Genomic DNA, 22829 nt, shown 5'->3' with positions numbered 1-22829 from the left:
TGCTATCCTTCAATTCTTGGTAATCTAATTTGAAAAGTGAAGTAACTCACTTTATCTGTCACAGGCTGAAACTTGTATCTTAGTTTTTGCCCTCCGGTTTTTCTCGCAATATCAATAAAGCCAAGTCCCCCAGTTCCTTTATCTGAAAATTCTTGCTCAGCGAGTACTCTCTTATACAAAGCTCTAAGCTCATCAGCATCAACTGCGTTGATGTCATCCAGTCTTTTTTGAATTTCTTTGGTTTTACTAGCAGGGATATAATTACCTGTTTGTAAGCTGTAAAATCTCTTTCGTGCGGAGATCATAATCAGCGCTGAATTAGAATCATAGCTGCTTACCTTCATGTCATCAGCATTGATTTCATCGAGGTGATAATATAGGTTTTGAATGCACTCAGTTGCGACATTATAAAACTTCTTTTTCACCTTTCTATTTTCTTCCAACTCTTCCAGTCTTTCTTCCAATGTCCCGATCATGGCAGTAACCAAGTCAAAGGTCAATTCACCTTTGAACATTAGAATGATGTTTTGGTCATAAATATTTTTATAGCTCCTCAGATAATCCATTATATGGGGGTAATTTTCTTTGGGCTGGAAAAGTAAGAACTAATGACTAATTAAACCAAATGTTTAATCACCTAAAACTTTGTAGTGATTATCAATCGTTTAAGGTTGCCAGCATTCCAACCCAACATTATTTTGTTTGTAAAATTATGTCATGTCCTACACATAAAAGATTAAAACCTTCTCAAATGACAAATTATGCTTTTCTTTATTACTTTAGTATAGGAGGGCAACGCTGAAAACAGTGTAGGCATTATTGCTAGCCATTCCTAAAGGAAAATCGGTATAAAAATGTGATATTTCCAATAATAGTATTTTTGGTATAGATTTGAGGGACTTGCTAATAGGATTTTTCTTATAGCAAGGGAGAGATTAACTAGTTAAGAGTTTAAACCAACTATGTTTAAGGTATGTTAAAGAAGGATTTATACGCCAATGTCTACTTTCTGACCGCATTGGTCCTGATAGGGGCGGTTGCCTATTACGTTTTTGTACTGCAGAAAGAAATAACCAACTCGTTCAATCAAGATCCGAAAGTTGTACAGGTATCTGCGAATCAATCTACAATGGGGCAGCAAATGGTGAAAGCAGCGATGGGAATGAGATATGCTGAAAGTCAGGGTAACTTTGATTTTTTTAGAAATGAACTAAGAAGAGTTTATCCACAATGGCAGAAAGGTCACCAAGCCTTAATTAATGGTGATCCGGATCTGAATCTAACGCAACCATCTCAAACGGATGAGTATTTAGCCTTGCAGGAAGAGCTCAAGTTTCTCTTTTTTGATCTTAATACCAATACTTCAAATATTCTAGATGTTAAGTATACTCCTATAAAAACAGATGTAAACTTCCTGTCATTACAGCGGTCGTTTGAAGCGTTAGTTAATACAATTAGAAAATATGATGCCGCTACCACTGATATCACTGACTACTTCGTAAGTAATGCACAGAATAGGGGGGCAAGTCTTGGATTAGCTGAGTATGTAGGATTTTCCATATTTGTTGGAATTTTCCTTGTTCAAGGGTTCTTCATATTCCGACCTTTGGTGAAACTTGCCAGCGATAACTACTTATCAGCAAACAAAGCATTCATAAAGGTTAAGAAATCAGAGCAGCAGCTGAAGATTAACTTCCAAAAGCAGAAATTAATTAACAAGAAACTCTACCTATCGCGGAAGGAATTGGAAGAGAAAAACTTGAAATTGGAGGAATCTGAGTCTAAGCTATTAAAGTCATCTGAAGAGCAAATCAAGATTAACGAACGTTTGATTTCTGCACAGGATGAGTTGAATCTTGCATATAAGAAACTTCAGGATTCTGAGGTTGAAATTCGTGAACTTGCTGATAAGCAATTGCAGGATAATGAGAAATTATTCCTTGCAGAGAAAAAACTACAATCACTGCTTGAAAATGAGCAGAAATCTAAAGAAGAGCTATCCAATGCATTGGACTCTTTGAAAGGTGCTCAGTCACAACTTGTACACTCTGAGAAAATGGCTTCGCTTGGTCAGCTTACTGCGGGTATTGCTCATGAGATTAACAATCCAATTAACTTTATTTCGAGTGGTATGGTATCACTCAAAATGTCGATTGAGGCAATGAGAGAGATTGCAGAAGAATACACAAGAATAGATGACGGCGATGATGCTGATGATGTACTTGAGTCGGTGAAAGAACTTAAGGAGGAGCACGAATATGATGAGATTGTTGACGAATTAGATGATTTGATCAACGATATCAATTATGGTGTAACGAGAACTATTGAAATTGTGAAAGGTCTTCGTGTATTCTCTAGACTTGACGAAGAGGAAGCGAAAAATGCAAATGTCAATGAGAATATTGATGCAACACTTACGCTACTTAGAAATAAAACAAAAGGTAAAATTGAGATTACCAAGCACTATGAAGAAGGAATGCATGACATTGAGTGCTATCCTGGTCAGTTAAATCAAGTCTTCATGAATATTTTGAACAACGCAGTTCAGGCTATGCCAGAGGAAAAAAAGGATGCTGAGATTACAATCTACACCGAGGAAGCGGATAGTGAAGTTTATGTTAGAATTAAGGATAATGGAATAGGTATCCCTGATGAACTTAAAAACAGAATCTGGGAGCCGTTCTTTACCACTAAAGAGGTAGGTGTAGGTACAGGTTTAGGTATGTCCATTACCTATGGAATTATTGAGAAGCACGGTGGTAAGATTGATTTAGCTAGTGAGGTAGGTAAAGGAACAGAGTTCGTAATTACCTTGCCAAAGAAAATAACCCCAATCAAGAAAGAGGAAGCAGAGGTAGCAGAGGAAAGTAATTAACCATTAACAACATTAAAGACTAGGGTAAGGAATGGAAGAAATTCATGACCAGACACAGGTAGATAATTCAGTAAAGAAGAAGAAATTTTCTTTATTGTATGTAGATGATGAAGCAACAAACCTGAGAGTGTTTAAAGCCAATTTCAGGAAATACTTCAATGTACATACTTCTACAAACCCGATAGAAGCTATTGATATCTTAGATCAAGAAGATATCCAGGTAATTGTGACTGATCAGCGAATGCCGGAAATGACTGGCACACAGTTTTTAGAAAAAATCCTGCCAGATCACCCTGATGTTATTAAGATTATCCTTACGGGATTCACAGACATTGAAGCGATCAAGGATGGCATAAATAGGTGTGGAATCTTTAAGTATATCACAAAGCCTTGGAATTTTGATGAGATGAAAGGGGTGCTTGAACGTGCAATAGATACGTATCAACAAGCCGCTGAGAGTGAGGAGCATATTAAGGAACTAGAAGATAGTAACGTTGAGCTTGAAAGTAGGGTTAGAGAGCGTACTGTAGAGCTTAATAAAATCAACAAAAGATTAATAGATAGTATTAGATATGCAGGACTACTGCAGCAGTCTATGCTACCTAATGATAGATACCTGAGCAGGCAATTCAAAGATCACTTTGTCATCTTTGAAACCAAGTACCTATTCAGCGAAGAATTTGTTTGGACCACCAGACTTAATTTTAGATCGGAAGATTATACTGTTGTTGCATTAATTGAATTTGATGGAAAGGGAATAGTAGGGTCACTTAAAACATTAATTGCCGATTCTGTTCTTAATTACCTGACGCACGATAGAAAAATATTCCATTCTGGCGAAATAATAAATGAGCTTAAGTATGAGCTTGATGCAGCTGGATCGGATGAGTTACAGTGTGATTTAAAAGTTTCTGTAGCAGTATTTGATCATAACGCAAGAACTCTGCAATTTAGCGGGATTAATCAGGACATGATTGTATTCAATGGTCAAAAGACGACGCTTTTAAAGGGTGATGAAGGTGATCATTTTGAGGATGCAATTGCAGATAAAATAGGAATTGAACCAGATGCCTCTTATTACATGTATTCAAATGGTTACTATAATCAGATGAACGAAGATGGGGCGATGTTCACTTATGAAAAATTTGAGGAGATGCTTAAATCTATTCAAGATAAATCTATGGGAGAACAACGTGAATTCCTGATGAGTAATTTGCAAACCTGGAAAGCAGGATCAAGCCTTAATGATGATATTTCCATCATGGGCTTTAAACTCTAATATTTGGATGGCGACAAAGGCGAGTAGTTTCAAAAATTGGTGTTCGGAAAACATAAGTCCGCAATCGTGGACCAGAATATGTTTGAAGAGAGTAGATGATATCCGTGGCAAAGGGTATACTCTTAAAGAAATGGAAGACCTTAATCCTGATATAGATATTGATGAAGAGCTTTTGGAATCTCTTAATGTGGCGCTGTCAGAGTTATATGAGATGACAGTCGATGAAGCATTACTAGCTGCCCATTAAATATCATTTTATTTCAAACCCTAAGACACAAACATCATCTGTTTGACTGGTATTCTTAGACCATTCACTGAATGTTTTCTCTATAGTCTTTTTCTGTTCTTCAATTGTCCCACTTGATGATCTCTCGATTAGGCGATTGAAATTTTTCGACATGAATTTCTTGTCAAACTCTCCTCCAAATTGATCTTGGAAACCATCTGAAGATAAGAATATCCTATCCTTAACATCAAGTTGAATGGTCTCTTTAGTAAGTTGAGCGAATACCTCTTGTTCATCTCCTTCAATTCCTCCAACCATTTGTCTTGGACTTTTATATATCGTTAGTTCTTCGCTACCATGCTTCATCAGACGGAGAGGTATACCAGCACCAGCATATTCCATTTTTAAGGTATCTAAATCAATTACGCATATGCCGATTTCCATACCATCTCTATTCACTTCGTCTGTATCACGCTGCAATTCAAATTTTATTACTTTATCCAGACGAGAGATAATCTTCTTAGGGTCTAAATAGTTTTGATAGTAAATGATATTTGTCAACTGATTACTGCCCATAATGGACATAATAGCTCCAGGAACACCGTGTCCTGTACAGTCACCACAGGCTATTATCATATACTCATTATTTCCTCTTCTAACTCTCTCAAACCAATAAAAGTCTCCACCAATAATGTCTTTTGGTTTATATGTCACAAATGAATCTGGAAAAACAGATTGCAACGTATTTAGAGGTGGGAGAGTAGATCTTTGTATACGCTCTGCGTAACTAATACTATCACGAATTTGAGAAGAAACTGAAACAAGCTGATTCTTCTGCATTTCGATTTGTGTTTTTTGATCTATGAGCTGCTTATTCGTCTGACGCTGCTCTTCAATTTGACCAATCAAACTTTGAGATGTTTGGGCCATTTGCTGAGCCAATTTACCAATCTCATCTTTCGAACCAGTCGGCAGCTCAATGTCAAGATTGCCCTTACTTAGCTCCTCAGCAGCCTGACTTAGTTTCACAATTGGCTTAACGAATACATTCGCAGCAATAAGAGCCAAAACAATTGTAAGAATCAATACTGGTAATACTGCCAATAAGATCTGTTCTCGTATTTGGGCTAAAGGTAAAAATGCACGTTCTTTAGGAATACTCAGTATTAATGTCCAATCATTGCCTGTGAATGAGAGATAACCAGTTTCTCTTGATACAAAATATAAAGCGTCTTGAGTTTCAAGGAAATTAACCCCAGGTTCTTGTAGACTAGACACGAGTTCAAAATTCTCATATGTGGAATTTAAAATCTTTGACGGGTCACTATTTGAGTAAAGTACTAAGCCATCTTTATCAATCAAGTTGATATCAAGGTTTCTAAGTGTATCAGAGCTCAATGAATACTCACCAACAATTTTGAATAGCTCGTTGACTAATATTCTGCCAACTAAGACTCCGACCTCATTATTGTCAGGGAAGCTAGTAACCTTAGATGCATAATGTATCACGACTCTGCCAACGGATTCTGACTTTGATACATCAACAGCCGTTTCGTTTCCATCCATGAGTGTTTCCCAATACAAACTAGCTGAGTGTTGCTTTCCAATCGAAATTCGTTTACTATCAGCAATTCTTATTCTGTCAGTATCGAATAATGAAAAGGAATAGTAAAGGCCATTCAGATTTTCTAGCTCTTGTAGTCGCTGTGTTAATTGTTCAGGGTTAGCATTGATATTTCTGAAATAAGGATTTTTAGATGCCATCCTTATATCGTTTAACCTTGAGAACATGAAGCGTCCAATATCTGAACTAATACCTTTAGATTGTTGAGTCATACTACTCACAATCTCTTCTTTTAATGTTTGCTCTACCTTCTGATCAGCAAAAAAGGATAATACACCCGCAGTGAACAAAACCAGAAATAAACAGAGGATGGTGAGCTTTGCGTATATATTCATATATTGGATTTAACCGTTGTTACGGTAAAAATAAATCTTTTCGGTTTGCTAATCTATGCGATATGATTGAAAGTCGATAAGGCAATATTCGGTTTCTTAAATTTGAGCATATTATCTTAGCGCAGTTAAAGAATACACCGCCCAATGAGATTTTTCCTTTTCGCCTTCGTTATTTCAGTAACACTTGGTTTAGATGCCCAAAATATGACAATATATCGTAGCTCTAGATCTGTTGATGAAACTGTAAATCGAATCGTAGAAATTATTAAAAATAAAAAGCTCGCTTACTTTGAGACCGTTGAACATGATAAGGTCGCGTTAGAGTATGGAGTAGATATCCCACCTACAAGAATGATCTTGTTTGAAGATCCAAACTTGATGATTGAGTTAATTTCTTGTAGGCAAACAACTGCCTTAGACCTTCCTATGAAGATCTTGGTTTGGGAAGAAAACGAGGATGTTTACATTGGATTTTTTGATCCGAAAGTGATGAAAAAGCGCTTCATGTTACAAGAATGTGATGATATTATATCAAGTATGTCGCGTCTTAAGATTAGGGTCGTGAATGAAGCCCTTAGGGACGGTTAATTGGAATAGCCCACCTAACCTTATCCCATCGAAATTTTAAAGAATCGTCAGCAAAATAGAAAAGCATACGTTCCTGAACTTGGTCAGCGTATTTCGCTTTTACTTTCATCCTAAATTCGTCAAGAGAGTCTTGGTAATTGTAAGAGCCCCATTGATCCCATTCCTTGTTGAAGATTAATACCCACTCATCTTTTTCAGGGATTGTGAAAATGGAATAGCTTCCGCTATCCAAATTAAATGTATCTATAGATAGGTCTCCAGCTATACTTAAGAATGTCGCATTATTTGCTCCTGTTCTCCAAATTTCACCATGGGGAACTAAAAAGTCAGTTCCTTCACCAAATATTTCCCGTCCTCTCACCGCAGGACTACTAAATTCAATATATGTAGCCACATTATGCACAGAAGAGCTATCTGATCGTAAAGGTGAGGGCCTTTTCTGAGGGTCTGATGTGCATCTAATAGCCATCAAACAACACAATGGGAGTATGTAGTTAATGGTTGTTTTTGAACGTAATAATGTCCGAAATTGAAAATTTGCTTTCATTGGGTTAGACGATAACGCACTGAGAAATAGCAGGTTACAGTTTTAGGTATATTATTTGCCATCTTAATGCGAAAAACTAATAATAATATGGGAATAATAGGTATCGAAATACCACAGCTTAATGAAGAACAAGATATTGAAGTTGAGGTTCGAGTAAACGGAATAAAAAAGCAATATCAATACCGAGTAGAAATCTTTCACTGGGATGATTGTCCATATCCAACTGAAGATCGCGTAGAATGTATACGTCAGCTTGTAAATGGATATGATGATAGGTGGGACCTAGCCCATATAGGATTACCAACTGACGATTACATCCCAATTACTTTTAGAAAACGACGCTAAAAGGGTAGATCATCATCTTGTGAAAAATCCTCCTTTGCCCATTCTTGTGTCGGTGGAGGAGGAGCATCATCACTTGCTGCACTAGCTTTTTTATCTATACGCCACGCCTGAAGACTATTGAAGTATTTGATCTCACCTTGAGGATCCGTCCACTTTCTGCCCTTCAAGTTAAAATTGACAGTCACTTCATCGCCGACATTTAATGCATCCAATTGATCGCAATTACTTTGGATCAATTCAAACTTTACATACTCAGGGTATTGAGGATTTTCAGCATACTCTAATACGAATTCTCTTTTCTTAAAAGAGTCCTTAATGGTTTGTGTATCGTATTTCTCGATAATCTTACCTTCTACTATCATGTGAATTTTCTAAACTATTTAACAAATTTGGTAGTTCAATCTGCAAGTATGACAAAGTCTAAGAAATATTTCTTGATTGGGGCAATCATTTTCGTAGTAATCATGATAATTATTGCTGTTGACATAAGTAATAGGACAGTGGCTCCTTGGGAAAAATCAAAACAAGAACAAAATAATGGATAAGAAAAAGGTTGATGTGTCTCAAATTGACCTTGAGAAGGATAAGGATAAAATCACTGATTTGCCAGGATTAATTGAATATGCACATCACGCTGGTAGTGCCATAATTAAGCCTGAAGATAAAGGTAGGATCAAAGGAAATGCTGTAGCTGCCATGCACGACCAAACAGACAGGCAATTCAGACAGCTTTATGAACAAATGCAAACGCTTATTGGACAAGCTAAATATCTAAAAAGTAGGGTCGAAGTGTCTGAGCGTATTTACCAGGCAACTGTTCCTTTTCAGCCAGTTATTGGTAAAGTGTATTTCTTGTACAAGAAAAAAGACGGAACCGATCTTTTATCTATGGTTAGCCCTGATGAATGGGGTAAAAGCTTCCCTTATGAGATATTTGAGGCAGAAGTACGATTACTTTCAGATCATACCTGGGAAGTAGTTGAAACAGAAAATGAAAAGTATAATTACTGAAAATATGATAAGAAGAATAGTTCAATTGATTGTGGTTATGCTTTTCATAGGTGCATGTAGTAATAGTGAATCTGAAGATGTTGGAGTCGATTGTAGCGGGTCGGATTTGAAAATACGTGTAGTTGATTTCACGAAATCTGATTGTGGTATACCTGGATCTGTAACACTTGAAGCTTCTGGCGGAGATGTAGAGTCTGAATCCGATTATAGATTCACACTCGATCAGACCACATTTCAAGATTCTCCAATCTTTGATAACATCTTTGCGGGGGCGTATACTTTTTCTGTAAAAGATAAACTAGGCTGCCTAGCAAATGTTTCCTTTGTTTTGGAATCTGAACCATCAGGAATATCACTTGATATCACAACTGAAGATTCCGAGTGTGGAAATAATACTGGGATTGTCTCCGTTTCAGCTTTAGGAGGCACAGGGTCGTTAAGGTATTCTTTAGATGGCGGTGCCTTTATTACTAATAATAGTTTTTCTAATGTTGGTGCCGGTGAACATAGTATAACTGTAAAAGACATTGAGAATTGCGAGATTACCAAATTTTTTCAAGTGTTTACAAGGGCCACTTTGAGAGGGAATGTTTTGCCTATAATAAGGAAGGATTGTGCTATTTCCGGATGTCATAATGGAAGTATATCTCCTAGGCTTACCACAAATGAAGAGGTTATTACAAATGCGCTTAGAATAAAATCAGAGACTCAATCCGGTAGCATGCCTAGAGATAGAACTCTTTCTCAGGAAGAAATAGACTTCATTGCTTGTTGGGTAGATGATGGTGCCAGAGATAATTAATAAATAATGTCTGTTTCAGATTAGAAATTTTTATATGGTATATGTAGCCTCTTGAAGTAATTTCTTTTTTGATTGTCTGGTATTTTAATGGTTGAGACAATAAGAAATTAAATTTTAATTTTCTTGACGCAACCATTTTAAACTTTGTTGTCGTTCGGTGAGAAAAGGCATGAATAATTTATTCAAGTCTCAGAACAAAAGTTAAAATAATACCATGAGTAGATTATTAATTCTCATAATTTCCATTTCTTTCCTTTTTTACGGGTGTGAAAACAATGTTGAAGAAACCCGAATCGATTGCAGTCAATCCGATATATCAATCAGAGTAATTGATTTTGAAAAATCTGATTGTTCAATTCCAGGGTCCGTTACAGTCGAAGCTTCTGGAGGTGAAGTTGTTTCTGATTCTGATTATCGCTATTCTATTAACAATGGATCTCTTCGAGAGTCTCCAATTTTTGACAATCTATTTGCAGGTAATTTCACATTTTCCGTTACTGATAATCTTGGATGTACTGCTAGTATCTCCTTTACATTAGAGTCGGAGGCTTCAGGAATTACTTTAAATCTTGAGGGTGAAAAATCAAATTGCACCTCAAACACAGGCTCAATAAATGCCAATGCTTCTGGTGGAGAGGGACAGCTGCTATATTCGCTAGATGGAGGATCATTTTCAACTACAAGCAGTTTCACTGAGGTAGGACCGGGGGAACATTCGGTCACCGTAAGGGATGAAGAAGATTGTGAAGTGACTAAGTCTCTTCAGATTGTTACAAATACAAGTCTTTCAAGTGATATTATGCCTATCATAACCAATGATTGTGCAATTACTGGCTGCCACAACGGAAGTATCTCTCCGAGATTAACTACGAATGCAGAGGTTATTTCAAATGCTAGAAGAATCAAATCTGAAACTCAATCGGGAAGCATGCCTAGAAATAGGACTCTAACACAGGCTGAAATAGATCTAATTGCTTGCTGGGTAGATGATGGAGCGCTGGACAATTAATTTTTAATATATCACGAACGCTATTTAAGTACATTTTACTATCATTTAAACTACACTATATTCATTATGAAGAATATCATATTTATTACTTTCATATTGCTTTCCTACGTAGGAGAAGCTCAAAAATTTAAGAGCACAAGCACAGATATAAAATTTTATTCTGATGCTCCTTTAGAAGATATAGAAGCGATCAATAAAAATGCTACAAGCATTGTCAATGTTGAATCTAAAGCCATTGTGATTGTTGTTCCTATTAAATCTTTCGACTTTAAGAAAGAGTTAATGCAAGAACATTTTAACGAGAATTATTTAGAGTCTGATGATTATCCTAATGCTATTTTCAAAGGGAAACTTATAGATTGGGATGGTTCGGACGGAGATGCAAAAGCAAAAGCAGAAGGTACTTTAGAACTCCATGGTGTGACTAGGGATGTGACTATCGAGGGTGACATATCTAAGTCTAATAACTCTCTGAAGTTATCTACAGTATTTAAAATCAAGATTGAAGATTATAAAATCAAGATTCCAAAGGCTGTCTTTATAAGATTGCAGAAGAGGTAGAAGTAACAGCAAATCTAGAGTATGCACCTCATGAGAGTAATTAATTTAATACTGCTACTTTTCATTGGGACTGGGATTTTTGCTCAGGATCAAGAATTGTTAGAGCTACTGTCATCAAGTGATGATAAAGGCTATACGACAGCGACTTTTAAAAGTACTCGTGTCATCAACGGACATTCAATTGAGACAAGATCGAATGGATCTCTTGAATTCATCATTAGTCATAGGTTTGGAACGCTTAATTCTGGCTATAAAGATTTCTATGGACTAGATTTTTCTACGATTAGATTGGGACTGGAGTATGGATTGACTGATAATTTGAATGTCGGACTCGGTAGAGCATCTTTGGGTAAAGTGGTGGACGCCTTTCTGAAATATCGTTTTGTTCGGCAATCAAAGAGTACCCCTGTCACAGTTACTGCCTTCACGAGTATCACTCGCAAAACGGCAGAACAAGAGGGTTTGAGTGGTTTAGATCGAAATACGTATACTGGACAGCTTCATATTGCACGAAAGTTCAATTCTAATTTTAGTTTCCAAATATCTCCCACTATTATTCAGAGAAACCTTGTAAGAACTTTTGATGACGATAATTTATTGATTGCTATAGGTTTGGGAGGAAGATACAAACTGTCCAATAGGATTGCTATCGTTTCTGAATATTATCCTCAACTCTCAAGTAAGTCGTCTCAGTTTGAAGATTCATTTGCGATTGGTGTAGATATTGAGACTGGAGGGCACGTGTTCCAGCTTCATTTTACTAACGCTGTAGAGATGAATGAAAGAGGATTTATAGGAGAGACTACAGACAGTTTTTGGGATGGTGACATCCACTATGGCTTTAATATTACAAGAGTCTTTGATTTAAGACCCAAGAAAGGTTAGAAGTTGGCTCTAAGCGCCAGGATGAAATTTCGTCCTGGTGCGCTAATCCCTGATGTATATGGACGATAATGTTGGTCCAGAATATTCTCCAATCCAACATTAACTTTGAAATGCTCATTTATTTGATAGCTTGATTTCAGATTCATTGTATACCAGCCAGGTGTACCTGAAGATGTGTACAAATAAGATTTTCTATCAATTTCTGAAGTCGGAATATCCTCACGATCCCGATCGGTATTGTATTCAATATAAAATTCAGATCTAATTTTTTTGTATCTGTAGGTTACTGATGCTTTGCCAAAAAACGGGGTAGTATGTCTAAGTGGTTCATTGTTAGAAATATCCTTTCCATCAGTAAAACTTATTGTTTTAGATATAGCCCAGTTATCGGCTACTTCTGCAGTAAATATTAAGCTTCCTCCATAAATCTCTGCATCTCCGGTATTGACTTTTGCAAATACCTCCAAGGTTTCTCCATCAATTTCAGCTGTGGGACTACCGTTCAGAAGGAAGGGTCCATCTATAATAGCATCAAAAAGACGACTATGGAATGCTACTATCTTAAAAAGAGATCTATCCGTTTTTCTCTGGTAAGCAAATTCATAACTCAAAGAGTATTCGGGTTCTAAGTCAGGATTAGGTACTACGATACTGTTACCTACATCAAAGACTTTTCCTATGTCATCCACATTCGGTGCGCGAAAGCCTGTAGAGATATTGAAGCTAATTTTATTATTGTCATTCAGGTTCATTGCCATCCCGACTGACCCATTGACTGCAGTATTGTTTAGATCAAGTTCTGCCGAGTTAGTTGCTAATGCTTGTGCATTGGTAGTCTCCGCTTTTAAGTTGAAGGAATTGAACCTTACTCCGCTATTGAATGTGATTTTTTCTGTAAGCTTAGAAACATAGCTACCATAAATAGAAAAGGAGCTAAAATCACTGCCACCATCTGGATATCGACTAGCAGTGCTAGTAATTTCATTAGTTTCTATATTCCTCCTAAATGCACTTGATTGAATATCATTGTGATAGAAATCTACCCCATAGTACAGATTAGAGTTGGTGTATGCTTTGTCAAAATCTAAAGAAATTGAGAGCATATTAACCTTCTCAGTTCTGGTCCGAAGTCTGTCGTCTCCAAAATTTCTATCATTCCTACTCTCATTGAATTTTTGATAAGCTAAGGTTATACGTGCTTGATCAAAAAGTGAGTTGCTATTGAAAAGACTGTATCTCAAATTATGCATTTGCCATTCTTGAGGTCCATAGTACCATTCTGCCGCCGCAAGCGAATCAGTGTTTTGATTTATCGTTTCAGTTAAGTTGTCATAGCGTGGAATGTCGGAAGTCGTACTGTAATAGAAACCGTAACTAATATCAGAATTTTCGCTAAGTCTGTATTTGATCTTTGAAATGGTATTGAAGAGGTTGTACCCTGAAAATCGCTGAACATTGACGTTATTATTTCTAACTAGTTGGTCTTCTCCGTTAATGCGTTTTACGTAAAACCTTCTTTCAAATTCACCTTCGTACCTGTTGGAACGTCTGCTTCCAGCTTTTAAGTCATCGAATGCCGTGTAGGTTGAAGAATGGAAGAAAGTAAATTTTTGTTGACTTACGGAGATGTCGAAATGACCAGTTCTCTCATTCGCAGCACTGCTGTATCTAATTAACCCATTCGAGGTGACATCTGTTATCTGATCAGTGGACCAATTTGGTTCAATCGTATGAAAGTCCATAACACCTCCAAGCGCATCGCTGCCATAAATGACAGACCCTGGACCAAAAATAACTTCTGAGCTCTCAAGAGCATTTGGGTCGATATTAATAATGTTTTGGAGGTTGCCACTTCTAAATATTGCATTATTCATTCGAACGCCATCAACCACTAACAGAACTGAATTGGCGGCAAAACCTCGAATCTTAGGAGATCCGCCACCCAGCTGACTTTTTTGCACAAAGACCTGACCAGAATTGGATAAGAGGTCTGCAGCTGTCTGAGGATTTTGAAATTGAATAGTTTTCTTATTTACTGTCATTATTTTCTGAGAAATACTTTCTTCCTCTTGCTCCCATTTGTTAGCAGAAATAACAACTTCATTGAAGGACATGATTTTTTCCTTCATGACAATATTTAAATCATTGCCTAAGTAAGCAATTGATTGTTGATGGTAGGATGGGTGTTGGAAGAAAAGTAGTCCTTTGGGGAATGAGGATAAGTCAGCCACACCTTTTTCATTTGTGTAGGACACAGATTCTTTGTCTTCATGGTATATGAAGACGTCTACTACTGGTTTTCCTGTAGTCTCATCTACAATTGTAGCTTTTTGAGAAAAGGAAATAGTAGTAATAAATAGAAGAAGAAAGGTAATCCTATGATTAAGTTCCATTCATCATTAATTTCGGATGCGAATTTCACATTTTTACGCAAAAATTGAGCCGTTCATGCCAATAATAAAATCAAAATATCATAAGAGGCCATGGTATTTTTTTAATGGTCATTTCGAAACCATAATTCCATCATTACTCTTCGATGGTGGTGATGCATCATACGAGCGAGAACGTCTTGAGCTTGAAGATGGTGATTTTTTAGACCTGGATTGGGTTAGAGGTGGAAACAAAAGACTGATTGTTTTAAGTCATGGTCTTGAAGGTAGCGCAGATAGGCACTATATAAAGCGTCCTGCAATTTACTTTTCGAGAAAAGGTTGGGATATTTTGGCGTGGAACAATAGAAGTTGTAGCGGTGAAATGAATCGCCTTCCTCGTTTTTATCATCATGGAGCTACTGAAGATATTGCTGCGGTGATTGATCGAGGAATGGAAGAAGGTTATGATCAGGTCGTTCTAATGGGATATTCTATGGGTGGCGGAATGCAGCAGAAATACCTTGGAGAAAGAGATCCTGATTCTAGAATTATAGGTGCGATTTCATTTTCTGTTCCATGCAATGTTCAGAATAGTGCTGATATGTTGAAGACTGGAGCTGGTAAGATTTATGAAAATAGGTTTATAACTAAGCTTAAAGAGAAGATTTTAGAAAAGTCTTCTAAGGTAGAGCTCCCGGTTGACCTTGAAGAGATAAAAAGAGTTCGAAATTTTGAAGAGCTTGATGAGGCTTTTACATTAAAAATTCATCCTGAGTACAAGGATGCTCACGATTTCTATGCAAGAATTACAAGCGATCAGTTTTTACCGAACATCAAAATTCCATTATTAATAGTTAATGCTCAGAATGATCCTATGCTCGGTGATCCTTGCTATCCTACTGAGCTTGCTTCAAAAAGTAATAATATCTTCTTGGAGATACCAAAGAAGGGAGGGCATGTTGGTTTTACCATGCCAAAAGATGAGTGGAGTTACATGGAATATGCTGCTGATGATTTTATCAATGAGGTTATACTTTCCCCTCAAATTTCAGAGAAACTCCATTGATACAGTATCTGAGTCCTGTTAGAGCAGGACCATCAGGAAATACGTGGCCAAGGTGTTCTCGCATCTTGCACAACTAATTTCAATTCTGAGCATGCTATAAAATCTGAAACGGTTATAAAATCAAAGGCTATAGATCAAACTATTTCAAAATCCCAAGATATTTAGTCCAAACTCCTACTTCTTCGGTGTATTGCTTAGCCATAACGCGACTGATTTGAGCTATATGCCCTAAGTCATGAACAACCCAGCATGATAAAAGGTTTTTGAGCGAAACAGGACCGAGTTCAGGATGTTTACCTATTTTATCGAGGTTGTTCTCAATGTCCAGAGATTTGAATTCCTTAAGATTGAATTTCCTTAGATCTTCAAATTCACTTAAAAGTTCTTCGATTGATTTTCCCTTGCTTATTTCATATTGTGCAAAGCGGTCAAATGGCTCAAATGCAATTGAATCACCATGCTCAAGAATTAGCTTAGCCCTTGGAATCCAATCTGTCTTCTCACCGTGAATAAGGTGTCCTAGTACATCGAATGGACTCCAGGTGTCTATTCCTTCATTGTTTGAAATCCAATCCTCTGATAAACCCGACAGCATGGTTGTAAGTGTTTTAGGAGTTCTCTCTAGTATTTCGATGGATTTGTCTAAATCATATTGCATATGATAAAGATAAACTTCAGAAGGGGTACTAAAGGACTTTTTTCATTAAGGCATTTGTGAAACTCACTCCATCCACTTCTTTCAGCACGCTATCAAAATGTAAGTATCCTTTTTTGATAAAGAAAGGCTGGGCTGTGATACTTACTGAGGACCATATGCTTTTGTTAGATTGAGCTACTGCTATTGCTTCAATTTTATTTAGCAAAGCTGTAGCTATCCCTTTTCTCAAATGCTGATAATGTACGTACATGAAATCAAGGAAGCCAACGGAATCGATTGAGCTGAAACCAACTATTTTTTCATTGGATATTGCGATAAGGAAAGATTGATCCTTAATCTTTTCCGTCCAGATGTTTCGATTTTTTGCAGAAGACCACACCTGAATTTGCTGTGAAGAATAGTCTTTTGAATTTACGTTCCTGATAGTTTCATCAAAAAGCTTCAAGATTTCGTCTAGATCTTCCGCTGTGGCTTCACGGATATACATTACTTCAGCTTTTCAACTACCATTTGTGCTACTCGTTCACCAATTGCTAAAGAGGAAGTTGCAGCGGGCGAGGGGGCGTTGCCAACATTGATAAACTTGTCATGCTCTACAACCAAAAAGTCGTCAATAAGTCCACCTTTTCTATCACATGCTTGCGCTCTTACTCCGGCACCACCTTTTATTAAGTCTTTTTTCTGAATTTCAGGGATCAATTCTTGGAGTGCTTTTGTGAAAGCTCCCTTGGAGTAAGATCGATACATTTCACCAAACCCAGTTTTCCAATACTTATAGGCAACACGCATAAAACCAGGGTAGAAGAGTGTACCCAGCAACTCTTTCATGTTGATTTGTGATTTCTTGTAGCCTTCTCTAGCAAATGCAAGAACAGCGTTAGGACCAGCTTCTATTCCGCCATCTATATGCCGTGTGAAGTGCACACCTAAGAAAGGAAAATTAGGATCGGGTACAGGGTAGATGAGGTTTTTGACCAGGCTTTCTTTTTCAGGTTTGATTTTATAATATTCACCCCTAAATGGGACAATCTTAAAATCAATTTTAGCTCCCGAAAGTTTTGCAATCTTATCGGTATATAGGCCCGAACAGTTCACAACAACACGAGTTGTCAGCCGCTCATTTTCGGTATTTACATGAATAAATCCACGTTCTTCTTTAAAGTTTATAAGCTTATTTGATGAAAATATCTCACCACCGAAATGCTTAAATTTTTCTGCGTATTTGTCAGCTACAAGTTTGTAATCTATGATTCCTGTTTGCGGTACATATAGGCCTCCTATGCCTGCAACGTGGGGCTCATACTCCTTTAATTCCTCCGCCTTTAGTCTTTTGATATTATCAAGCCCATTTGCTTTTCCTCGTTCATGTAGTGTCTGTAAAGCATCAAGCTGCGATTCTTTGGTCGCCACTACAATTTTCCCACAAAGTTCGTAGGGTATTTCCTCTTCATTACAGAAATCTAGTAGCATGTTATAGCCATCTACACAATTCTGAGCTTTAAAACTTCCAGGTTTATAGTATAACCCTGAGTGAATTACTCCGCTATTGTGACCCGTTTGATGCTGAGCAATGGTTCGCTCTTTTTCAATGACAGCTACCTTATAGGTTGGATTCTTTTCTTTGATCTTAAGTGCAGAGGCTAATCCGACAATGCCTCCACCGATCACAACAACATTATACATATACCTGAATAACTAACGATCGCAAATATCGGTGCTTCCATTTGGATAGCGAAGGAATATTAGAAAATACGAATGAGGAATTATTTAGGGTGATAGACTCTCTTTGCATTTTTACGGACTTCTTCAATGTCTAAAGTCATTTTCTTAAGCTCTCTTTCAACGAATAAGTCCATTTGATCATTATAGTGTGGGCTATTTGATCTATTTGAAGCCCCATAAACATTAATCGTCTCGACTATTGGCAAACCTTCTTCTGGGTATCGAATCATCATTATGTATGATTCTCCAGTCTTTCCTTTGACCATTCCATCTTTGTAGGGTTGATTATACATTGCCGTTATAACATCAGGTATGCCATCAAGAGGTAGCTCTTTGTTGCCTCGTACAAGCTTCTGATATTCTCCAAGTTTGATGTTTACCCTATTGAAATGCTCAGTGAGATAATCGTAGGTATAGCTCAAAGCGTTTGTAAAATCAGCTTTGCTAGGCGATTCAATTTTCTTATCCTCAAGATACTTGTATGTAAGAAGCAAATGTGCAGGTCCAATCTTTTCCGCAAAAGCTATTCGATCCCAAGATTGAATGATTTTTAAGACGTCATTCGCTTTTTTAGGTTGAATGTCAGTCAAATGAAAGATAGGATTGATGTCAATTTTGTAAACTAATGAGTCTGGCAATTGAGCATCGTATTTGATGTTTTTAAATACCTCCCAACTTATTTTATCGGAATGCATGTTCATGAGCTCTTTCATTCGAGTGCTTCGATTGTTTTCCCTGATGACAAAACCCATTGTAGGATCATAGTCTTCAAAGCTTATGTTTTCATCCTCATAGGTTGCGTGAAAAGGGGCATTGTTCATATTGAATAAATAGCCACTATTTGGGTTAGTTATTTGGGGTAAGTCTTTAAAGCTGTGGTATTCAACAGGTTTTGTTTTACTGGAATTTCCAGGAAGCGTAGTAGACCAGTCAAATGAAGAATTCCTTAATGGAAGAAGCCCATTGCTCACATAAAAGATGTTTGATTCTCGATCGGCATAAACGATATTAAAACTAGGAATTCTAATATCTGAAATGATGGTTTTGAACTCTTCCAGGTTAGTTGCTTTGTTCATTTCGTACCATTGCTCAATCGCACGAATTTCATCAAATACTCCCATGTGAAATGCAAATACACCACTGTCATTTTTGACCACTGGGCCGTATATAGAATGATATGCTTTTTTGCTAATCCCTAATTTTAAGCCAAATAGGACCTTTACTTTTAATTTAATCTTTTTTGATTGTAGTCTAACCCATTCATTATCAACTTTATATAGGTTTTTGTCTGAAGGATTTATTTCGAGCTCAAATACATCTATTTTATCAGGATAGTTGACTGTATGCGCCCAACCGAGATTTTCATTGGTGCCGTGAAACACTACTGGGCCACCAGGAAAGAGGCCTCCAAGCATGTTCCAACCTTCATCGCTGACTAGGTGTGCTTCATACCAGGCCGCTGGTCCTTCAAGGGGTTGATGAGAATTAACTGCCAGATATGTATATTCATCATCCGTTCTATCTCTGCTGATTGCTATAGCATTTGAACCTGTTCCTGTTTGCGTCGTATTAGGTATTTCATTTTCAAAAAGTGCTTTGATCACCTTATCAGCTCCATCCATTACTGCAAGTTGTAATACATATGCTTTGAAGATGTCTTTTACAGTAACAGGAAAAGCATTTTTGAGGAATAGTTCATCAGGATGATTCTTTGCATAGGAGTTAATGCCAGCAGCATATCCTTCCACAATAGCCATAAACTCAGGTGAAACCTTAGATAAATTAGTCTCAACAATTTCTTCACAGCGAAGTAAACCGACAACATAATCTACCGTGGCACCTTCCTTTCCTAAATGACGACCCAGCATTTGTTTAGCTCCTAACAACGTTAATTGGATTGTAGAGAAATCATCTTCGGCATGCGCCCATGCCAGACCGTAAGCAACTTGCGGATCGGTTGGTGCATATATGTGAGGCACGCCCCAATTATCACGCATGATTTCGATCTCTTCAGGATTTTGAGCAAAGGGTAGAAGAGTCTTAAAAAGAAGAAAGAAGAATAGAATGTATTTTACTCTGGCCATTTGATTGTTTCGTCATCAATAAACTGAGGACCCCATTGTATTTCTTCCAATATGTCTTTGTGAAGCCAGAAGTTTAATCCTAATAGGTCAGATGATATTAACTTTTGTTCGGGGTTATCTTCTGACGACATGTCTTCAATTTCTAAATCAGAAATACCGTGTAGATCTAGTTCTTCCATTAGTTCATCAATATCTAAACCTATTAACGATGAGCCCTTGAATGTGTAATCCTCAGATGAAACGGATATGATGACGAGTCTCCAATCCTCAGCTTCTTCAAAGCTCAGGTCGAGACGTAGCGGATGATACTCCCATGCATCACTTTGATCGGATTCATCTTCACCATAATGGGTTACTTCCTGATGATTGGGTTTGCCTAATATCTTTTGCACTTCATCCCTTGTCATTCCAAACTTCAACTTACCCAATCCAATTCCTGGTAGTATTTCTACTTGCTCTTTTTCCATGATAGCCTAAAGTTAGGCTAAAACTCTTACGAGTGGGAGGGTGCTTGATTCATTCTGATTATTCTATGAACGGTAATAATCGATCAATTCCGAAAGCTAATTTTGCGGTCGTAAAAGTATGAGGATTCAACTAGTATTAGCCTTTCTGCTAATTAGCGGCACGGCAACATCGATTTTTTCACAAAGCATTGAAATTCGTCAGGTATCAGATCAAATAAAGATCGATGGTATTCCGGATGAAATGGCATGGAATAAGGCTGATTCTGCTTATGGGTTCACTCAGAATTTCCCAACAGACTCACTAATGGCCACTGGGCAAACGGTAGCCAAGATTCTATATGATGAAGAAAGCATATATGTCTTAGGGATCATGTATAACAAGCCTGATCCACGGCAATATGTGACTCCTTCCTTGAGGAGAGATTTTCGAGGTGCTGCCAATGATAGTTTTTCTGTCATATTTGATACGTTCTCTGACAAAACAAATGGTGTTTTATTTGGAGTAAATCCATTTGGCGTGATGCGAGAAGCCATAATTGCAAATGGAGGATCGGGTAACGGGAGCTTTAGCCTTGATTGGGATAATAAATGGTATGCAGAAGCAAAACAGTATGAAGGGTACTGGGTCGTGGAAATGGCTATCCCTTTCAAAACATTGCGGTATGCTGAAGGAGCTGATTCTTGGCTTGTTAATTTCTATCGAGTAGATAGCGAATATGCAGAGCGAAGTGCATGGGCACCTGTTAGGCTTGGATTTCCGATTTTCAACCTAGCAAATAACCGTAAATTGGTTTGGGACGAACCTACTAATAAGCCTGGTACTAACATCTCTGTAATTCCTTATTTGGCTTCTAATACCGATCGAGATTTTGAGGAAGGTACTGGCGATGATTTTGATCCCTCCGTAGGTTTCGATTTAAAATATGCAGTTACTGCCGGTTTGAATTTAGATGTTACCGTTAATCCAGATTTCTCACAGGTTGAGGTTGATCAGCAAGTTACAAATCTGGATCGCTTCGAAATATTTTTTCCAGAGCGAAGACAATTCTTTTTGGAGAATGCAGATCTATTTTCTGGATTTGGAAACAGAGGAACACGTCCATTCTTTTCAAGAAGAATTGGAATAGCAATTGATACAACTACTGGGCAGAATATTCAAAATCGTATTCCTGTTGGTACACGGCTTAGTGGGAAAATTAATAATGACTTAAGAGTAGGTGTTTTGTCTATGCAGGCTGCACGTGATGAATCGATTGGACTGCCTTCTTACAATTATTCCATGCTGAGTTTACAGCAAAAGGTGTTTAATAGGTCTAACGTAAACATGTTTGTGGTTAACAAGCAGACGTTTGAAGCGGAGGAAGAATATGCGAGCAACACTTTAAGTAGGTACAATCGTACGTTAGGTTTGGAATATGTGCTAGCGAGTGCAAATAATGTGTGGAATGGTCGGTTTTTTTATCACAGGTCTTTTGATGTGGTAAGGCAAGATAAGCCCTTTGCAGGAGGAGCTAGTGTCAGCTATAACACGCCGGAATGGTCAGTTGATGTGTTTTCTCAGTTAGTAGGTGAAGGGTACAATCCAGAGGTGGGGTTTGTTAGAAGAAATGACATTCGACAATTAGCAACCACTGTCCAATATCGATGGTTTCCAACAGGAGGAAAAATTCAAAGACATGGACCTGGTTTTGATTTTGATATGGTGGGTAATGATGAATTCGGATTCTTGGATTGGGACTATAATATCCTTTACAATATTGATTTTAGAAATACTGCCACTTTTAGCATGAGATTGAGGAGGCAATACACCTTCTTGTTTAATTCATTTGATCCAAGTGGTTCGGGCGGTGTAGAGCTAGCTGCAGATACAGATTACACCAATTTTCAATTCATTGCTTCATATCAATCGGATCAACGAAAGAAATTTTTCTATAATCTACGAACTCGCTCCGGACAATACTTTAATGGAGATCGACTCAATCTGCAGGGTTCCATTGGGTACCGATACCAGCCACTAGGATTTACATCCATTGACTTTGCCTTTAATAGAATTATTCTTCCAGAACCTTACACTACGACTACTTTGTATTTAATAGGTCCCAGGTTTGATTTTACCTTTACTAAAAAGATCTTCTGGACCACATTTGTTCAATACAATAGTCAGATTGATAACTTAAATATCAATACCCGGTTTCAATGGCGCTTTAAACCTGTTTCAGATATTTTCTTGGTATATACAGACAATTACTTCGCTACTCATGAAGGCGGGTTCAATATTGGACAACCACGTACACGAGCGCTTACATTCAAGATTACTTATTGGTTGAACTTGTGAGTTGTTTGTTTGGTAAACAATGCGGAAGCTGAAATTTG

Annotated in this window: 24 protein-coding genes; 13 read left to right on the top strand and 11 right to left on the bottom strand. The window is 37.4% G+C overall.

The annotated features are described in order from the left end of the window. Positions 1–2 precede the first annotated feature (2 nt). Positions 3–566, bottom strand: a complete 564-nt coding sequence (locus ACY650_RS19300) for a SiaB family protein kinase (protein ID WP_462250158.1) — start codon at positions 564–566, stop codon at positions 3–5. A gap of 407 nt (positions 567–973) precedes the next feature. On the opposite strand from ACY650_RS19300, the gene ACY650_RS19295 reads away from it, so the two are divergent. The 3 genes from ACY650_RS19295 (at position 974) to ACY650_RS19285 (ending at position 4401) form a co-directional block, all read left to right on the top strand. After that, the gene (locus ACY650_RS19295; protein ID WP_462250156.1) at positions 974–2875 is read left to right on the top strand and encodes a sensor histidine kinase; all 1902 of its coding nucleotides are present in this window, start codon (positions 974–976) and stop codon (positions 2873–2875) included. A 31-nt stretch (positions 2876–2906) separates the two neighbouring features. After that, complete coding sequence (locus tag ACY650_RS19290; RefSeq protein ID WP_462250154.1) at positions 2907–4154, top strand: response regulator; 1248 nt, start codon at positions 2907–2909, stop codon at positions 4152–4154. Positions 4155–4236: 82 nt separating this feature from the next. Continuing rightward, complete coding sequence (locus ACY650_RS19285) at positions 4237–4401, top strand: hypothetical protein (RefSeq protein ID WP_462250152.1); 165 nt, start codon at positions 4237–4239, stop codon at positions 4399–4401. 3 nt (positions 4402–4404) lie between these two features. On the opposite strand, the gene ACY650_RS19280 is transcribed toward ACY650_RS19285, so the two are convergent. Beyond that, the gene (locus ACY650_RS19280) at positions 4405–6339 is read right to left on the bottom strand and encodes a SpoIIE family protein phosphatase (protein WP_462250150.1); all 1935 of its coding nucleotides are present in this window, start codon (positions 6337–6339) and stop codon (positions 4405–4407) included. Between the two features lie 144 nt (positions 6340–6483). Here ACY650_RS19280 and ACY650_RS19275 point away from each other — a divergent pair, with 144 nt between their 5' ends. Beyond that, entirely contained in the window at positions 6484–6927 is a 444-nt protein-coding gene (locus tag ACY650_RS19275) for a DUF302 domain-containing protein (RefSeq protein WP_462250148.1), read from the top strand. Here the strand turns inward: ACY650_RS19275 and ACY650_RS19270 are convergent. Further along, complete coding sequence (locus ACY650_RS19270; RefSeq protein WP_462250146.1) at positions 6914–7396, bottom strand: DUF2911 domain-containing protein; 483 nt, start codon at positions 7394–7396, stop codon at positions 6914–6916. The genes ACY650_RS19275 and ACY650_RS19270 overlap by 14 nt on opposite strands. Before the next feature lie 144 nt (positions 7397–7540). Between ACY650_RS19270 and ACY650_RS19265 the strand changes: the two genes are divergently transcribed. Continuing rightward, entirely contained in the window at positions 7541–7819 is a 279-nt protein-coding gene (locus ACY650_RS19265; RefSeq protein WP_462250144.1) for a hypothetical protein, read from the top strand. On the opposite strand, the gene ACY650_RS19260 is transcribed toward ACY650_RS19265, so the two are convergent. Beyond that, positions 7816–8181: a DUF3127 domain-containing protein gene (locus ACY650_RS19260; protein ID WP_462250142.1), complete on the bottom strand. Its 366-nt coding sequence runs from the start codon at positions 8179–8181 to the stop codon at positions 7816–7818. The genes ACY650_RS19265 and ACY650_RS19260 overlap by 4 nt on opposite strands. Before the next feature lie 48 nt (positions 8182–8229). Here ACY650_RS19260 and ACY650_RS19255 point away from each other — a divergent pair, with 48 nt between their 5' ends. The 6 genes from ACY650_RS19255 (at position 8230) to ACY650_RS19230 (ending at position 12087) form a co-directional block, all read left to right on the top strand. Further along, positions 8230–8364 (top strand): hypothetical protein, encoded by a 135-nt coding sequence (locus ACY650_RS19255; RefSeq protein ID WP_462250140.1) that lies wholly within the window; start codon positions 8230–8232, stop codon positions 8362–8364. Continuing rightward, the gene (locus tag ACY650_RS19250) at positions 8357–8830 is read left to right on the top strand and encodes a DUF2452 domain-containing protein (protein WP_462250138.1); all 474 of its coding nucleotides are present in this window, start codon (positions 8357–8359) and stop codon (positions 8828–8830) included. The genes ACY650_RS19255 and ACY650_RS19250 overlap by 8 nt, the downstream gene beginning before the upstream one ends. After that, the gene (locus tag ACY650_RS19245) at positions 8811–9632 is read left to right on the top strand and encodes a hypothetical protein (RefSeq protein ID WP_462250136.1); all 822 of its coding nucleotides are present in this window, start codon (positions 8811–8813) and stop codon (positions 9630–9632) included. The genes ACY650_RS19250 and ACY650_RS19245 overlap by 20 nt, the downstream gene beginning before the upstream one ends. A gap of 214 nt (positions 9633–9846) precedes the next feature. Further along, a complete protein-coding gene (locus ACY650_RS19240; RefSeq protein ID WP_462250134.1) occupies positions 9847–10641 on the top strand; it encodes a hypothetical protein in 795 nt (264 codons plus the stop codon). Between the two features lie 66 nt (positions 10642–10707). Further along, a complete protein-coding gene (locus ACY650_RS19235) occupies positions 10708–11202 on the top strand; it encodes a YceI family protein (protein ID WP_462250132.1) in 495 nt (164 codons plus the stop codon). Between the two features lie 30 nt (positions 11203–11232). Beyond that, positions 11233–12087 carry a DUF5777 family beta-barrel protein gene (locus ACY650_RS19230; protein ID WP_462250130.1) on the top strand — a complete coding sequence of 285 codons (855 nt, stop codon included), beginning with the start codon at positions 11233–11235 and terminating at the stop codon, positions 12085–12087. On the opposite strand, the gene ACY650_RS19225 is transcribed toward ACY650_RS19230, so the two are convergent. Continuing rightward, positions 12084–14480, bottom strand: a complete 2397-nt coding sequence (locus ACY650_RS19225; protein ID WP_462250128.1) for a TonB-dependent receptor — start codon at positions 14478–14480, stop codon at positions 12084–12086. The genes ACY650_RS19230 and ACY650_RS19225 overlap by 4 nt on opposite strands. A 55-nt stretch (positions 14481–14535) precedes the next feature. Between ACY650_RS19225 and ACY650_RS19220 the strand changes: the two genes are divergently transcribed. Then, entirely contained in the window at positions 14536–15525 is a 990-nt protein-coding gene (locus ACY650_RS19220; RefSeq protein WP_462250126.1) for a YheT family hydrolase, read from the top strand. Here ACY650_RS19220 and ACY650_RS19215 read toward each other — a convergent pair. From ACY650_RS19215 to ACY650_RS19190, 6 genes are all read right to left on the bottom strand, one after another. After that, on the bottom strand, positions 15488–15589 hold the full coding sequence (locus ACY650_RS19215) for a peptide-methionine (R)-S-oxide reductase (protein WP_462250124.1): 102 nt from the start codon (positions 15587–15589) through the stop codon (positions 15488–15490). The two genes, ACY650_RS19220 and ACY650_RS19215, sit on opposite strands and share 38 nt — an antisense overlap. Positions 15590–15664: 75 nt before the next feature. Then, a complete protein-coding gene (locus ACY650_RS19210; RefSeq protein WP_462250122.1) occupies positions 15665–16183 on the bottom strand; it encodes a DinB family protein in 519 nt (172 codons plus the stop codon). A 28-nt stretch (positions 16184–16211) separates the two neighbouring features. Continuing rightward, positions 16212–16670 (bottom strand): GNAT family N-acetyltransferase, encoded by a 459-nt coding sequence (locus ACY650_RS19205; RefSeq protein WP_462250120.1) that lies wholly within the window; start codon positions 16668–16670, stop codon positions 16212–16214. Next, positions 16670–17866 (bottom strand): L-2-hydroxyglutarate oxidase, encoded by a 1197-nt coding sequence (gene lhgO, locus ACY650_RS19200; protein ID WP_462250118.1) that lies wholly within the window; start codon positions 17864–17866, stop codon positions 16670–16672. Before lhgO ends, ACY650_RS19205 begins: the two co-directional genes overlap by 1 nt. An 80-nt stretch (positions 17867–17946) precedes the next feature. Next, a complete protein-coding gene (locus ACY650_RS19195; protein WP_462250116.1) occupies positions 17947–19989 on the bottom strand; it encodes a penicillin acylase family protein in 2043 nt (680 codons plus the stop codon). Beyond that, positions 19977–20456: a hypothetical protein gene (locus ACY650_RS19190; protein WP_462250114.1), complete on the bottom strand. Its 480-nt coding sequence runs from the start codon at positions 20454–20456 to the stop codon at positions 19977–19979. The genes ACY650_RS19195 and ACY650_RS19190 overlap by 13 nt, the downstream gene beginning before the upstream one ends. A gap of 118 nt (positions 20457–20574) precedes the next feature. On the opposite strand from ACY650_RS19190, the gene ACY650_RS19185 reads away from it, so the two are divergent. Continuing rightward, positions 20575–22791 (top strand): DUF5916 domain-containing protein, encoded by a 2217-nt coding sequence (locus tag ACY650_RS19185; RefSeq protein WP_462250112.1) that lies wholly within the window; start codon positions 20575–20577, stop codon positions 22789–22791. Positions 22792–22829: the final 38 nt, after the last annotated feature.

This window comes from Ekhidna sp., from assembly GCF_963691765.1.
In the GTDB taxonomy this organism is placed as follows: Bacteria; Bacteroidota; Bacteroidia; order Cytophagales; family Cyclobacteriaceae; genus Ekhidna.
This window is presented reverse-complemented; position numbering and strand designations above follow the sequence as displayed.